We start from the raw sequence: 15,460 nt of genomic DNA, 5'->3' as shown, positions 1-15,460 counted from the left end.
TGCCTTATGAATTTTTCTCAAATCTGTACGTTCTTCTGACATTGGCGATCAAACCCTGGGGTCTGAATACCATCATCATTACCAGAATGGCACCAAAAGCCAGCATTCTGTACTCTGACAGGGCACGCAGATATTCAGGCATGAGTATCAGAACAAGCGCACCGATAATAACACCGACAATTGACCCCATTCCACCAAGCACTACAATGGAGAGAATGATAGCGGATTCGAGAAATGTGAAACTCGCAGGATTGATAAAAGTGGTCTTCGCGGCGAAAATCACCCCCACAATACCAGCCCAGAACGCACCCAGAGAAAAGGCTGTAAGTTTGGTCTTCTGCTTGTCTATTCCCATGGCCTGGCAGGCAATTTCATCCTCCCGCAAGGCAATCCAGGCGCGGCCTAATCGAGAATCCTGCAACCTGTTCACTACAAAAATGGTGAATACCATAAAGCCGACCATTATGTAGTAAATATAGAGAATTGACATTTCCAGGCTCATCTCGATACCGAAAAACTCAGGCCGGGAGATGTTGGAAATACCACTTGGCCCCTTGGAAAATTCATTCCAGTTCTCCAGTACCAGTCGAATAATCTCACCAAAACCCAAAGTGACAATGGCAAGATAATCGCCCCTGAGCCTCAATACAGGATAACCGAGCAAAATACCGGCAATTGCTGCAAGTCCGCCACCAATAGGCAGCACTTCCCAGAAGCCCAGCCCGAAATGGTGGTTGAGCAATGCGTAGGAGTAGGCACCAACCGCGTAGAAGGCAACAAAACCCAGATCGAGCAAGCCAGCCATACCTACAACGATGTTCAAACCAAGACCAAGTACCACATACATAAGCGCAGTGGTCATGATGTTGGTCTGATAGGTTGAAAACAGATGAGGGAATATCAAAATAATGGCAGCAAGCACCATAAAAAGCATATTTCGCTGTTTTGTGTTCGCTAATATTTTGTGGATGAAAGATGCCTGCTCTTTTGAGTCTTCTTCACTTTCCTCCGTGCTTTTTAAAGATTTTCGATATTTGGCGAACTGTATGATGCAGTACACGATAAATGTGCCGATACCCACCATAAGCGCATTCGTCCAGCGCCACTGAACGATCCTCTCAATTGGATCAACCTTGATCACCATGATTGGAAAGGTCAGAAAAACGAACCAGAGTGAAATGAGGGCGCCCTTCTTAAGTTCATTTAGAGAAAACATAGCAACCTTACAAGTTACACTTTCTGTGTTTCAGCCTTACCGAGAAGACCGGACGGTTTGAAAAGAAGAATCAACACCAGCAAAGAGAAGGCGAAGACATCTTCATAATCACTCGATACGTAACCGGTAGCAAAACTCTCAGTCAGCCCAAGAATGAGACTTCCAAGCACTGCTCCAGGAATAGAGCCGATTCCACCAAGAACTGCAGCGGTAAAGGCCTTGATTCCAGCCAGAAATCCAATATAGAAATTGATCTGTCCGATGTGGGATGCAATCAACAACCCGCCTATGGCAGCAAGAGCTGAACCGATGATAAAGGTGGCGGAAATAATATTGTTCACATTGATTCCAACCAGCATTGCCATGGTTCTGTCCTGCGCAGTCGCTCTCATTGCCTTGCCAAGTCGGGTAAACTTGATGACGTAGGTGAGAATCAACATGGCCACCGCAGTTGTAACAAGGATGACAAGATCGGATGAGCCAACAATATGGGCAACCGGCTCCATAAAGGCGAATTCAGGAATCAATTCCGGAAACGGCAGAAAGTCAGAGGTCTGTGCGAGCAAAACGTAGTTCTGCAGAAAGATCGACATACCGATCGCGCTGATAAGCGGAGAAAGTCTCGGGGCATGCCGGAGAGGCTTATAGGCAATTTTTTCGATAGTTAACCCATATGATGCCGCCCAGATAGCTGCTGCGACGCCAGCGAGTGCAACTATGGCCAAAAGAGGAAAGCCGTAAATGGAAAGAACGGTTGCAACGATAAATGAGGTAAAAGCTCCAATCATGTAAATTTCACCATGGGCGAAATTGATCAGACCGATAATACCGTAAACCATCGTATATCCCAGTGCGATAAGGGCATAGATTGCCCCCCGGGAAAGACCGCTAAAAAGTAGCTCTATAAAATAATCCATAAGATACCACAAAAAAAAGAACCTGAAGCAGGCCGCCAACACTGAGCGCAACCTGTTTCAGGTGATATTTAAGTGTACGAAAAAACAGCTATTATAATTCTACAAATTCGCCATTTTGTACCTGGTAAACGGAGAAGCCGACACCAATTGCGTCACCTTTCTCATCGAAATAGATGCTACCAACCGGAGTATCAACTTTCTCAGTCTGCAGTGCTTTCTTGAGAGCATCAAGATCGGTGGAACCAGCCTTTTCGATAGCATTCAGCATAGCCAGAGTTGCGGAGTATGCATTCTCAAAGAATGCGCCGGGATCTGAACCGAAGGCTTCTTTGTGCTCTTTAACAGCCTGAATGGACAGTGGGTTGGAGGTGGTGTCCTTAGGACCGGAAGCATACGCACCCTCAGAATTCTTACCAGCTACCTTAATGAAGGTGTTGTCCTTAACGCCGTCATCAGAGATGAAGTCGGCCTTGAGACGCTTTTTACGCATCATGCTGATAATCTTGGAAGCTTCCGGATGGTAACCACCAAACATTACAGCCTCTGCACCGGAGCGCTTGACCTTCTGAACAACGGCAGAATAATCAACTGCGCCGGGGGTAACGCCTTCAAAAAGCACAACTTCTGCTTTTCCTGATTCTTCGAGGAATTTCTTGGCAAATTCAGCAAATCCTTTACCGTAATCGCCTTTATCATGAACGACTGCAATCTTGGTGTAACCAAGAGTATTCAGAGCAAACTCGACATCAACCTGGGCCTGAGCATCATCAGGGGCGATGGTACGGGCAAAGTTCGGATAGTCGCCGCTCTGGGTGAGAGCAGGATTGGTGGCAGATGGAGACATAACGAGAACGCCTGCATCTTTGTAAATCGGCAGAGCTGCCTTGGTAGCACCAGAGCAGATATGACCAAGAACAACATCAACACCGTCAGAAACAAGCTTGGTTGCTGTGTTGGTCGCTACCTCTGGCTTACATACGTCATCTTCGACCAGCAGTTCAATTTGCTTGCCGTTAATACCGCCGTTGGCATTAACCTTGTCGATGACCAGTTTCGCCGCATTGACTGACGGCAAACCATAAGATGCCAGATCACCACTGTGTGCACCTGCAACACCGAATTTAATGGTGTCATTGGCAGACACCATTAACGGTGCCGATAATGCTACACAAATAGCTGTTGCAGCTACAAATACCTTTTTCATGCCTTTCTCCTCCCTCGTTCAGTTATTGACAATACTGCACCTGGTGCAATTAACTCGGATCGCAAAAGAAATTTGCAAATAAAGCGAGTACTGCGTATGAATGTAGAGACTTATTTATTCTTCATTTGCAAATAAATAAACAAAAAAAGTCTTTTTGCCTATTTTTTTTAACCACTTTATCCCCATCGCATTAAACATGAAGCCTCTTCAGCTTTTTTACTTTCTTGGTATTCCGTTCAGCCCGCTTTACGGGATGGCAATGAAGATTCGCTCTCTCTTGTATAGCAAAAACGTTTTGAAAACTTCCAGACTTTCCATCCCGGTCATTTCTGTGGGCAACCTCACAATGGGTGGCAGCGGCAAAACACCAACTGTTCAAATGTTATCGCGCTTTCTGCAGAAAAGTGGCTTTACAGTTGGAGTTATCAGTAGAGGGTATGGAGGGAAAGCGAATAAAGACATCAATGTCGTATCAGACGGTACCAATATCTTATTGCCCGCCGAAGAAGCCGGTGACGAGCCATTCATGCTCGCTCAATCGGTGCCGGGTCTGAGGGTTGTTACAGGAAAAAAACGCTCTATCCCAGCGCAATACGCTCAGGATCACCTTAAGTGCGATGTTCTCATATTAGATGACGGGTTTCAGCACATGGCAGTCCACCGAGATCTTGACATCGTACTGTTTAACGCAACCACCTTGGCCGGCAATAACCGGGTTTTTCCGGCAGGTGATCTCAGGGAACCAAAATCCGCTCTCCAGCGGGCTGATATCTTCCTGCTCACAGGTGTAACAGATGCAAACCGTGAGAATTCTTTGGCATTCAAGCACAAGCTCACGGCCGAATTCCCGAACACCCCGGTATTCACTACACAAAACAGCGTTGATGGCGTGTATGACCAGAATAACAACGTCTTGAATGTATCAGATTACGCCTCAGTCAGCCCTCTCTACGCCTTGAGCGGAATTGCCAACCCGGAAAGATTCATTCAACTCCTTACCGACAGCGGCATCTGCCTGTCAGGCCGCACTGCCCTGAAAGACCACACAGAGTACAATAGCGAACTCATTGCAAAGATCTCTCAAAAAGCGCTGTCCAGTGGTGCACAAGGAATCATCACGACGCACAAGGATCTGGTAAAGATGGAAAATCTTGCACCTGGGCTACCACTCTACTGCCTGAAAATTTCTGCACAGCCATCAGGTGGTTTTTATGATTATATAGCTACCAGGCTCTCATTACCCTTGAGTAAAGGATGAAAATCAGTTGAAAGACACTCGAAGGTACCCTCCTCCGCTCACCCCATGTCAACAAGATGTGTACTCTCCTGCCGGGCCATGAACCCATGTGCGGTTATAGCGAAACAAAATGGTTCAGCCTGCATCGAGATATCTGCATATTTTCAATTCTGCTCACCTCATATTTTGCCGTGCATCTGTAACGTCTTCATTCGAATTTATCGCTATAAAAATTGAGAACTAAAACACACAGTGAGTGTTATTTTCGCCACGTGTTGTCTTTTACACCACAAAATGCATAAACAACACACTCTTCAACAATATTTAACACTTGCAGCTATATGCCTACTATTCTGTCGTTTATTCAAGTCAGCCACACAAGAAGTGTCCAATCAACCGCCTGGCATCTTATTTGCATAAAATTATATGAAAGGATTTTAAATATATTTATCGTTAAGGAATTTTTTATGTCGTTGTCACTAGATCCATATCAATATACACTCAAAAAAACCGTTAGCTGCTGTGGAGTTGGCCTTCATACCGGAAGGACTGTCAACCTCACCATCAAGCCAGCGCCTGCTGACAACGGTATTCGCTTTTTCCGCTCCGATCTTGCGCCAGGCAAGCCCATCAGAGCACACATGGATAAAATAGTCGATACTCGGCTTGCAACAACAATTGGCGAAGAGAACCACACCATCTCTACCACAGAGCACTTGATGGCAGCCCTGCACGGATACGGTATTGATAATGCTGATATCGAAATTGATGCTGGCGAAGTACCTATCATGGATGGCAGCGCGGAACCATTTTTTGCCATAATCAAAAACAGTGGTAAACAGCGACAGGGCAGTCTTCGTAAAATACTCCGCATAACCAGCCCTATTCATTATACAGACGGCGACAAAAAATTAACCATCAGCCCGTTTAACGGCCTGAAGATTACCGGCGAAATTCAGTTTGATGACGAATTTATCCAGACCCAGAAATTTTCAATTGATCTGACGAAGGATAGATTTGACAAAGAAATCGTCAGGGCACGCACTTTTGGCTACGTCGAACAGGTCGAAGAGCTTTGGGCCAATGGCCTTGCCCTTGGAGGCACCCTGGATAACGTTATTGCTATTCACTGGAATCGCAAATCCATCCTCAACGAAGATGGACTTCGCTTCGATAACGAATTTATCAGACATAAAGTTCTGGATCTGGTCGGTGATATAGCCCTTCTCGGTTGCCCTGTGCTCGGTCATATTGAAGCATACAAAGCTGGTCACACCCAGCACCTGGGTCTCATGCAGGCTATTGTCGACAGCCCCGAATGCTGGGAACTGGTAGAACTCAGCCACAATGGCACTCAGTCCGTGTTCAATGATGTTTTCCATAGCACCAAAGCAGCGCAAGACATCATTATGCCTATTTTCGCCGGTGCAAGCGCTGGCAGTCCAGCCACTTCACCCGCCTGATCACAGGCGGGTGAAGAACCTTTACTACTCGTTACTTACTCTCCGATTATTTTTACCAGCACCCTCTTTGGTCTTCTACCATCAAATTCCCCGTAGAATATCTGCTCCCAAGTGCCGAAATGTAATTTGCCACCCGTAACAGCTACCACAACCTCGCGACCCATTATCTGTCTCTTCATATGCGCGTCGGCATTATCCTCGTAGCCATTATGTCGATATTGTTCAACAGGTGCATGAGGTGCAAGTTTCTCAAGCCAGACCTCATAATCATGATGCAGTCCACTCTCATCATCATTAATGAAGACTGACGCTGTAATGTGCATAGCATTGCAAAGCAGCAGACCTTCGGTAATGCCACTTTCAGCCAAACACGCTTCAACCTCAGGCGTAATATTGATAAGACCTCTCCTCGATGGCACGTTAAAGGTCAACTCCTTAAAATATGATTTCACTGAACCCTCCGTTCAATATTGCTTTTCTCTCTGGTAAAGGGCAATGTGACGTCCGTTAGGCCTCAAAGGATCACGCCAATTGCTGCACAACTCGCCATGATCCAGTACTGTCCGCCTATCAACACCATGCATTGACACTGAAATTGGTGTATCATTTTACAACTGCGATCTGAACTTTGCCTTACCATTCGCCGTAACACGCAACAAGCAATACAAGCCACTGTTATCCTCAGAAATTCTTGAAAGAAATTTTATTCAAAAAATAATTATTTTATTGACCTTGTCCCGTATTCCTGTATATTAGACTTATCACTTGCCACCATTAGCTTTTCCTTTGTGAAGTAGTTTAAATACATACGCAACAGCAAACCAAGTCATTACAAATTGTTACAACACATAGAAAGATAACTGGAAATAGTATTCTTCACTATCTGGTAACGATTATCTATACCAATTATTTGGAGGAACAAAGTGTCTATTCTTGAAGGCCTACTATGGCTGACCCTTAACGTCTATCATGAAGCTCGCTCAGAGCCACAGGTTGGGCAGGTCGCAATAGTTCATGTAACCTTGAACCGGGCCAAAGAGCAAAACATGCCGATCAAAGCAGTGGTAACTCAGCCATACCAGTTTAGCTGGACATTCCAGAAGGCATCCTACGTACCTAACGACACCAAGGCTTTCATGCAGTGCTTACAATCTGTATATGTTGCCCTGCAAACGGCCGACATCACCAATGGTGCCACACATTACCACCTGGATACCATCACCCCCTACTGGGCAAAACAATACACCTATGTTGACCAGTTCGGATCGCATAAGTTTTACAAGTAGTTCCCCGATCCACATCCAATAAAAAAGGCCTGATACTCAATTTCGAGTACCAGGCCTTTTTCGTTGCATCAATATACTATGTTACATCAGGCGTTTTTCGCTTTTCTCAGCGCATTACACATTGCATCGAGTCTGTCTTCGGGCATCTTGACAGGAACCGGATATACGAGGGTTCTGCCAATGAGGTCAGCAGATTTCGGCAATGCTGTTGGATCATAGACAACCCTGCGCTTACCGCCTGGCTCAGCAAAAGGCCAACCTGACTTTATCGGGGTGGAACCTGCCAGAATGTGTTCCCATGCCGGGTAGAAATGCCAGGTATTCTCTGCGAAGTTGATTGCACCAAAGCCTTCAGCACGGAGAACCTCATTCACTCTGGAACACTGCTCACGATCCTGCAGAGTAAAACAGCAGAACGTTGCTGTGTCACCTTCCGGATCCATGAGCTTTCTAACGCCTGACCCTGGAATTTCAGCGATTGTTTCAAGCAACCGGGACTTGGTCTTTTTCTGAGCTTCGATCATGTAAGGCAATTTTGCCAACTGAGCAATGCCGATTGCACCCTGGATTTCCATCATACGGTAATTGAAACCAATGAAACGACGTCCCTCACCGCCACGTGCACCAGGGTTGGGAATGTGGTCATGGCCATGATCGTGGTACTCAGACATGGTACGCCAAAGTTCTTCATCACCAGTAATGATCATTCCACCTTCACCGGTGGTCATGGTCTTAACAGAGTCGAATGAGAAGGTACCGCAGCTGCCGAAAGTACCGAGATACTTGCCGCCAATATGTCCGCCAGTGGCTTGAGCAGTGTCTTCAAGTACAGGTATATTATGCTCCGCTGCAATCTTGACGATTTCCTCCACATTTGCCTGAGCGCCAAGCATATGGACTGGAATGATACATGCGGTTTTATCGGTAATTTTATTTTTCAGGTCTTCCGGATCCATATTCATGGTCTCGTCAACCTCAGTAAATACCGGTACAGCACCTACTTCAAAAATCGCTTCCCAGGTTGCTACAAAGGTAAAACCCTGGGTGATAACCTCATCTCCAGGCCCGACGCCAAGAGCGGTAAGGGCTACTTTCAGCGCGGTGGAGCCGGATGTAACCGCCTGGGCATGGCTGGTGCCGCAGTAGCTGGCAAAGTTTTCCTCAAACTGCTTTACCTTGTATATACCTTTACGCTGTTCCGGGAACTCATAACGAAACAGAACACCGGTATCGAGAACTTCAAGGATCTCTTTCTTCTCTTCTTCACCAAATATTTCAAAACCTGGCATAATGTACTCCTTAATGCTTTAGTGCAATCTTTTGCTTGTAGTCGTAATCAAGTAGCTCAACAAAGAGGTGAGTTATCGATCAGACGAACTTTATTATTGACCTTCATGGCCATAGCGAGAACGCTTTCACCATCGGCGATTTCCATCGGACGCAGGGTGCTCTGATGCACAATGCTGACATACTCGACAGAACACTCCGGATGTTGCTCTATCATGCTTTCTGCCATAGTGATGATTTCCTGAGCCGGCAGACTTCCACCTGCATCGGCAAGCATCTTCTTCGCTTGACCGATCGCCTGGGACAGACACACAGCGATCTTGCGCTCATTGGCGTCCAGATACTTGTTTCTCGAACTCATTGCCAGGCCATCCTCTTCACGAACGATAGGATGACCAATGATTTCTATATCAAAATTTAAATCAGCTACCAGTTGTCGAATCAAGGCAAGTTGTTGAAAATCTTTCTGTCCAAATACTGCTTTGTGCGGCTTGGCCAGATTAAATAGCTTGGTGACAACTGTTGCGACACCATCAAAGTGCCCTGGACGATCTGCGCCGCATAGTCCCTGCGAAACCTTGTCCAGGCTGATCTTTGTCTGGAATTGCTCACCATACATTTCGCTCGGATCCGGGCAAAAGAGCAGATCGACACCCTCACCTTCAGCCATTTGCTGATCCCGCTCAAAGCTTCTAGGATATGAGTCAAGATCTTCATTCGGACCAAACTGCATGGGGTTGACAAAGAGCGTAGTAATGACACGGTCACACTGTCTTCGCGCCTCACGCATGAGCGACAGATGACCTTCGTGGAAAAAGCCCATGGTTGGAACCAAACCAATCGTTAAACCATTACTTCGCCATTGGTTTGCCTGCTGCTGAAGCTCTTTGGTTGTGCGAACAATTCTCACTTCTGTGCCTTGATTCTTGCAATTTTTTCATCTACATACGCTCTTTGAGCATCGAGACCTGGTTCCTCGCCTATCACCGCAAGATATTGGCCATAGATGCCCATAGCCTGGTCGAACTCTCCTCGAGTCTCATGTATACGTGCCATTCCCGCATAGGCTGTCAGCTCATAGCCGTTAACAGTTTTGAGTGATTCAAAAGCTGCATAGGACTCGTCATATTTCTGCTGAGCCTCGTAAGCTTCAGCAAGTCCAACCAAGGTAAGCGGATACAGTGGACTATCTGCTTTCAACCCCTTGCTGACATCACTATATTTCTGGGCGGCAGAATCATAATTTTTTTCTCTCATCTCAAGATGAGCCAATTCGACCTTGGCCCATACACCGGATGCGGTATCATCGAACTCGGACGCAACTTTCTCAAATGCTGCGATTTGGGCATCGCCTGTTTCTTTCTCGGCAAGCGTAAGAGCAGATGCAGCTTTCTCAACACGCTTCTCCTTGTAAGAACCATAAAGTGACACTGTAACAATTGCGATTAGAGTTACAGCAAGGGCGATCTGTATCTGACGTTTGTTTTCCCGCAGATAACGGATCACTTTCGGAGGAAGATTGAAATGTTCAAGCAGTCCCTCAACCTGACTTTGATCTTTAGGGTCTACATATTTCTTTTCATAAGCGCTCGGACCAGACATTATACGTCTCCAATGATTGTACAACAAATATGGATATAAGATTGTTTCGGCAGGGCGATTATAATATATACTGCATTCACTGTCTATGCGTAAACATAGCAGCCTTTATACTTATAACCCAATTAGCCATTATATTATGCAAATTGAACCTCACGCTACAGTACGCACCGTCACACAGATTACAACTGAAATCAAGCTGATGCTTGAAGGGCAATACCGATTTATTGCTGTTGGCGGAGAAATCTCCAACCTACGTACACCCTTCTCAGGTCACCATTATTTCACCTTAAAAGATGAAAATGCACAGATCCGTGCGGTTATGTTTAAAGGGCAGCAGAGATACCTTGCCGAAAAATTGCGTGATGGCCAGCAGGTTATTTGCCGGGGTAGAATCTCTGTGTACGAGCCAAGGGGAGAGTACCAGCTTATTGTCGACACCATCGACCATCACGGTCTTGGTGTATTGCAGATGCAGTTTGCAGCACTGAAGAAAAAACTCTCTGAGGAAGGGCTATTTGATGTGAGTTCCAAAAAGCTTCTTCCCGATTTTCCACAAAAGATCGTTGTCGTTACCTCCCCTACCGGTGCCGCCATCCAGGATTTTCTTAAAATCTGCAAACAACGCAAAACCAGCGCACATATTCAAGTGTATCCTGTAGCTGTGCAGGGTGATAAGGCTGCCGGGGAGATCGCCCGTGCACTATCTGTTATTAACAGGAAAATCCCTTGCGACATGATTGTGCTCTGCCGGGGGGGCGGCTCTCTGGAGGACCTCTGGGCCTTTAATGAAGAAATCGTCGCCAGGGCAATTTATGCCTCCCGCCTTCCTGTGCTCACCGGGATTGGTCACGAAATTGACACGACCATAGCTGATCTCTGTGCTGATGTACGAGCCGCGACTCCAACCGGTGCGGCTGAAATGATCATCTCCGACAGTGAACAACTTGGCCTTCAATTACTGGCGGCGCGAAACAGGCTTCGCAGAACTATCAGCAACTCTATTTCACAACTTGCCGGACAGGTACAACACCAGTCACGGGTATTGGCCAACTTCCACAACAGACTTGAAACACTCTCGCTCAGGGTCGACCTGTCGACAGAGAAATTCCAGAGAGCTGGATATCGATTTTTTAATGAGAGAGAGCGGCACCTGAAGGATCTCAACCAAAGGCTGAATCACCAGGCTCCATTAAACCAGATTGCTCTGCAACAGCAGAGAATCGGGCACTTACATAACAATCTCACCCAGCACATACAAAGAATTCTTCAGAAAAACCGGAACTCACTGGCTAAATCCGCCGCCCTTTTGCAAGGCGTCAGTCCACTGTCTACCCTGGCCAGAGGATACAGTATCGTTCAAAAAAAGGATGAAAGAACAGGGGAATCAACCACCATCAATTCGGCAAAACAAGTAACCATTGGAGAAAACGTCAACGTACTGCTCCATGAGGGAGAACTTCTCTGCGAGGTTTTGGCGAAGACGGAAAGTTGAGCTTTGACAAGGTCTGCGGGATAATTACTTCTCTGGACAAAAGCGTTGGGCGGGGAGTTTAAAAGTTCTATACTTGCCCGCAGCAACACAGAGTGCCGCTGCGGAGCGTACAGCTAAAACGTTTTTACAGAAGCTCGAGGCCTGAAAAGAAATATCCGATTTCAAAGGCCGCGGTCTCGGGAGCGTCTGAGCCATGGGTGGCGTTCTCACCAACGAAGGTTCCAAACTCCTTACGAAGTGTACCGTCAGCAGCCTCTGTCGGGTTGGTAGCACCCATCAGATCACGCCACTTTTTGATAGCTCCATCAGCTTCCAGTACCATCACGACACACGGTCCACTGCTCATAAAATCTGTAAGCTCATCGAAAAACGGTTTGCCCCGGTGAACATCATAAAAGCCTTCCGCTTCCTTTTTACTCAAAAACAACTTTTTCAGTCCAACAACTTTGAAATCCTCTGCGTAAATTCTGGCCAGAATCTTTCCTGCATTACCCGCCTTGAATGCATCGGGCTTAATGATTGCAAATGTTCGTTCCATGAAAATCCCTCTTGAATAATGTTAACGAGATACAGAGAGTTAGCATCACTCAATACAAAAGTCAAGCTTCATGGTTCGTATTAGAAATTCAGTTTCTTAATATTTGTGCAGTGTCTGGCCAACCTGCCTATTTCAGCCGGAACTACCAAGCCTTATTACGCTCTACAACGTTTTAATTCAGGAGAGCGAGTTTCAATAAAGCGTTGGTGATAGCCGCAGCTATGGGGCTTCCCCCTCTTCTACCGGACACGGTAATAGCAGGAACTGCTCTCTCTTTCAGCATCTCCTTAGACTCCGCAGCATTAACAAAACCAACAGGAACCCCAACAATAACGCCAGGTTTGAAATGTCCTTTATCAATGAGCTTGAGGGCTGAGACGAGCGCAGTCGGGGCATTGCCGATAGCCAACACGGCTATGTTTCTGTCGTGATAGAGCTGCATCGCCGCATCCGATCTGGTTATCCCTTTATCTTTCGCATATACAGCGACCTCAGGGTCACTTACCCCGCAATACACCTTGCCACCAAACCGATCCAGGTTCACCTTGCTCACACCGCTGGAAACCATGTTTACATCAGTGAGAACGTTACCACCAGATCGAATGGCGGAAATCGCGGCAGTAATCGGATCATGCTGAAAGACTATCGTATCTGCCAGAGCGAAATCACCGGTTGCATGGATGACCCTCTGTAACACCCTGAATTCTGGTTCTGAATAATCAGTTATTTTTTTTCCTGTCTGCTCAAAAAATTCAGATTCGATTATCCTGAAGCTTTCAGCTTCTATCTCTGACGGCAATACATTCTGAAGGCGTACCATATATATCCTCTTAATACGTTATCCACGCTTTGCTCGATTAACTTCCAGCTCTTCCAGAAGTTTTTTTATACTCTTAACATTACGGGCAAAATGGAGGTGAATATAACTGCCATAGGCTTGAGCCCTCTTGCACCCTTCTTTCCTGCCATCAGCTAATGTGTACAAAAACTCGAGTTCATCTGCCCGATTGACAATGTCTGAGTAGTGAAATTCATGACCGAAAAATTGCTCGCCACCATCGCCAAGCAAACAATCTGTTACCAGCTCCGGGCTACGATAGCCAAGTCTGGACAGACGCTTCTTCATCGCGACTGATACTGGGAAAATCCCAGCCATTTCATGCAACCGGCCATCGTGATCGACAATATCATCGGTCATATACATAAATCCACCACATTCACCGTATATGAACTTACCATCATCTGCCCACTTTCTGATAATATTTCTCATAGAAATATTTGCAGACAACTGCTGGGCGTACAGCTCGGGATAACCGCCGCCAAGATAGATACCCGCAATATCATCAGGCAGTGCGTTATCATGTAACGGACTGAAATTTACTATCTCGAAGCCGCACTCTTCAAATATTCTTATATTCTCAGGGTAGTAGAAACAAAACGCCTCGTCCCTGGCTACAGCGAGGCGAGGTTTGGTATTTTGTTGAACCTGCGAATCATCCGCGCGAAGATCAGGGGTGATAGGATTTTTTTTCAGAGAAAGTTCAAGTAATTTGTCTAAATCAATTGATTCCTCTACTGTCTGGATCAACTTTTCCATTCGTCGCTGATCCTGGTCTATTTCATGCCCCATATACAGACCAAGATGCCGTGATGGCATTTCAAAATCGACATCTCTTGGGAAAAAACCAAGAATCGGAGTCTGGCACGAGGCCGAAATCGCGTCTTCTATTAACTGACGATGCCTGCTCGACCCAACCCTGTTGCATATCACCCCGAGTAACCTGGTATCAGGACTATACGTTTCGAAACCTTTAACCACAGCGGCCACACTCTCGGCTGCTGAGCGCACATCGACGATTAACAACACCGGGATATCCAGTGATTTTGCCAAAGCCGCAGAGCTGGCCAGTCCCCCATCGAATAACCCCATTACCCCTTCAACAACCACGGCCTCGGCATCAGCAGCATAAAAGTGGTGGGAGTTACGACACCCCTCCTCCCCCATCATCTGCAAATCGAGATTGATTGATGGCCTCGGCACAACGAGTTGATGCAGAGTCGGATCGATAAAGTCCGGCCCGCACTTGAACGGCTGTACATCTATCCCCCGCTTTGCCAGTGCTGCCAATATGCCCAGGGTTATTAAGGTCTTGCCTGATCCACTTTTGGTCGCACCTATCAGAAATTCGGATCTGCCGGAATTCACCATTGTACAATCCAATATCGAAGAGCTAAAAAGAGTACGACAAACAGAAATGATGACACGAACATAATCCTGTTTGTCAATTGTATATCCCGTGGCGAGACAGCTCGTACTGCATCGCCGATAGTCGGCTTGTGCACCGCCTTACCGAAATAGTCGGAGGTGCCGCCAAGCTGAATCCCCAGGGCACCTGCCACGGCGGCTTCAGGATGGCCGGCATTCGGGCTTGAATGCTGGAGTCTGTCCCGCAACAACACCCGCCAGCTCGCTTTTGCATCGAGCCTCAGCAACCAGGCGGTAACGACCAGAATTACACCGGTAATTCTGGCTGGTATAAAATTTACGCAATCATCGACTCTGGCAGCCACCGTGCCAAACTTGATATACCGCTCATTTTTATAGCCATACATGGAGTCCATAGTATTGATTGCCTTATAAAAATAGGCCCCTATGGCGGCAAGTGCGATTGGAGAGAGTATCCCGTCCAGGGGCAAAGCGCTGAACAGTATTGCGAAAAATACCGGTGCCGTCACGCCATCCACCAGATTCTCCGCCACAGTCTCGACTGTGGCCCGGCTGACTCCGGCTTCATCGAGTGATGCGGTATCCCTGCCGACTATACAGGCTACTTTCTGCCTGGAAATTTCAATTGATGCACCTCCAGTCAGAGCATTATAGACTTCCATGCTGTGTCTTTGCAGGTCCCGACAGGCAACACTGCTGTACAATACCAATACCGAAGCGACGGCCTCTGCCCAGATGGAGAATGAATGGATAAACATCAGCAAGGCTGTAACAATCGCTACGGTGCTTAACAGCACGAGCAGAAATGCTACAGTTCCCGCAGAACGGGCATTGCCAAATATCGCCCTGGTGACAGTCTCATAACTGGTGCACAACCAGCCAATCCCGCGTACCGGGTGCGGGATTGACCTTGGGTCACCAAAAATAAAGTCGAGCAGCATACTGCCCATGAATTGCAAAGAAAAAAGCATATAGAAACGGTCCAGAAGAT

General features: G+C 46.7%; 15 protein-coding genes. 4 read left to right on the top strand and 11 right to left on the bottom strand.

Annotated elements, in window-relative coordinates:
- Positions 1–4: 4 nt before the first annotated feature.
- The 3 genes from ACN5NT_RS05630 to ACN5NT_RS05620 all read right to left on the bottom strand — a co-directional run bounded on the left by ACN5NT_RS05630 (position 5) and on the right by ACN5NT_RS05620 (position 3,337).
- Complete coding sequence (locus ACN5NT_RS05630) at positions 5–1,216, bottom strand: ABC transporter permease subunit (RefSeq protein ID WP_419174781.1); 1,212 nt, start codon at positions 1,214–1,216, stop codon at positions 5–7.
- Between the two features lie 14 nt (positions 1,217–1,230).
- Complete coding sequence (locus ACN5NT_RS05625) at positions 1,231–2,133, bottom strand: branched-chain amino acid ABC transporter permease (protein ID WP_136799264.1); 903 nt, start codon at positions 2,131–2,133, stop codon at positions 1,231–1,233.
- A 91-nt stretch (positions 2,134–2,224) separates the two neighbouring features.
- Complete coding sequence (locus ACN5NT_RS05620) at positions 2,225–3,337, bottom strand: branched-chain amino acid ABC transporter substrate-binding protein (RefSeq protein WP_419174780.1); 1,113 nt, start codon at positions 3,335–3,337, stop codon at positions 2,225–2,227.
- A 196-nt stretch (positions 3,338–3,533) separates the two neighbouring features.
- Here ACN5NT_RS05620 and lpxK point away from each other — a divergent pair, with 196 nt between their 5' ends.
- Together lpxK and lpxC are read left to right on the top strand one after the other, a co-directional pair.
- On the top strand, positions 3,534–4,595 hold the full coding sequence (gene lpxK / locus ACN5NT_RS05615; protein WP_419174779.1) for a tetraacyldisaccharide 4'-kinase: 1,062 nt from the start codon (positions 3,534–3,536) through the stop codon (positions 4,593–4,595).
- 446 nt (positions 4,596–5,041) lie between these two features.
- A complete protein-coding gene (lpxC, locus tag ACN5NT_RS05610; protein ID WP_136799267.1) occupies positions 5,042–6,037 on the top strand; it encodes a UDP-3-O-acyl-N-acetylglucosamine deacetylase in 996 nt (331 codons plus the stop codon).
- A gap of 35 nt (positions 6,038–6,072) precedes the next feature.
- On the opposite strand, the gene ACN5NT_RS05605 is transcribed toward lpxC, so the two are convergent.
- A complete protein-coding gene (locus ACN5NT_RS05605; protein ID WP_136799268.1) occupies positions 6,073–6,489 on the bottom strand; it encodes a secondary thiamine-phosphate synthase enzyme YjbQ in 417 nt (138 codons plus the stop codon).
- Positions 6,490–6,960: 471 nt separating this feature from the next.
- Here ACN5NT_RS05605 and ACN5NT_RS05600 point away from each other — a divergent pair, with 471 nt between their 5' ends.
- Positions 6,961–7,323: a cell wall hydrolase gene (locus ACN5NT_RS05600; RefSeq protein ID WP_136799269.1), complete on the top strand. Its 363-nt coding sequence runs from the start codon at positions 6,961–6,963 to the stop codon at positions 7,321–7,323.
- A gap of 86 nt (positions 7,324–7,409) precedes the next feature.
- Here ACN5NT_RS05600 and ACN5NT_RS05595 read toward each other — a convergent pair whose 3' ends face one another.
- Genes ACN5NT_RS05595 through ACN5NT_RS05585 form a run of 3 tightly spaced genes read right to left on the bottom strand, consistent with a single transcriptional unit; the run spans position 7,410 to position 10,212 of the window.
- Entirely contained in the window at positions 7,410–8,612 is a 1,203-nt protein-coding gene (locus ACN5NT_RS05595; protein ID WP_419174778.1) for a DegT/DnrJ/EryC1/StrS family aminotransferase, read from the bottom strand.
- Positions 8,613–8,668: 56 nt separating this feature from the next.
- The gene (gene panC, locus ACN5NT_RS05590) at positions 8,669–9,520 is read right to left on the bottom strand and encodes a pantoate--beta-alanine ligase (protein ID WP_419174777.1); all 852 of its coding nucleotides are present in this window, start codon (positions 9,518–9,520) and stop codon (positions 8,669–8,671) included.
- On the bottom strand, positions 9,517–10,212 hold the full coding sequence (locus ACN5NT_RS05585) for a tetratricopeptide repeat protein (protein WP_419174776.1): 696 nt from the start codon (positions 10,210–10,212) through the stop codon (positions 9,517–9,519). Before ACN5NT_RS05585 ends, panC begins: the two co-directional genes overlap by 4 nt.
- Positions 10,213–10,348: 136 nt before the next feature.
- Between ACN5NT_RS05585 and xseA the strand changes: the two genes are divergently transcribed.
- Complete coding sequence (gene xseA, locus ACN5NT_RS05580; RefSeq protein ID WP_419174775.1) at positions 10,349–11,704, top strand: exodeoxyribonuclease VII large subunit; 1,356 nt, start codon at positions 10,349–10,351, stop codon at positions 11,702–11,704.
- Positions 11,705–11,828: 124 nt separating this feature from the next.
- On the opposite strand, the gene ndk is transcribed toward xseA, so the two are convergent.
- The 4 genes from ndk to cbiB all read right to left on the bottom strand — a co-directional run bounded on the left by ndk (position 11,829) and on the right by cbiB (position 15,440).
- Positions 11,829–12,242, bottom strand: coding sequence for a nucleoside-diphosphate kinase (ndk, locus tag ACN5NT_RS05575; protein WP_136799274.1), 414 nt, complete (start codon positions 12,240–12,242; stop codon positions 11,829–11,831).
- A gap of 172 nt (positions 12,243–12,414) precedes the next feature.
- Positions 12,415–13,062, bottom strand: a complete 648-nt coding sequence (locus ACN5NT_RS05570; RefSeq protein WP_419174774.1) for a precorrin-8X methylmutase — start codon at positions 13,060–13,062, stop codon at positions 12,415–12,417.
- A gap of 18 nt (positions 13,063–13,080) precedes the next feature.
- On the bottom strand, positions 13,081–14,451 hold the full coding sequence (locus ACN5NT_RS05565; RefSeq protein WP_419174773.1) for a cobyrinate a,c-diamide synthase: 1,371 nt from the start codon (positions 14,449–14,451) through the stop codon (positions 13,081–13,083).
- Positions 14,445–15,440 (bottom strand): adenosylcobinamide-phosphate synthase CbiB, encoded by a 996-nt coding sequence (gene cbiB / locus ACN5NT_RS05560; protein ID WP_136799277.1) that lies wholly within the window; start codon positions 15,438–15,440, stop codon positions 14,445–14,447. Before cbiB ends, ACN5NT_RS05565 begins: the two co-directional genes overlap by 7 nt.
- Positions 15,441–15,460 lie beyond the last annotated feature (20 nt).

It is taken from the genome of Desulfosediminicola sp. (assembly GCF_048381775.1).
In the GTDB taxonomy this organism is placed as follows: Bacteria; Desulfobacterota; Desulfobulbia; order Desulfobulbales; family Desulfocapsaceae; genus Desulfopila; species Desulfopila ganghwensis.
The sequence above is the reverse complement of the archived record's forward strand: the minus strand, read 5'-3'. Positions and strand labels throughout refer to the sequence as shown.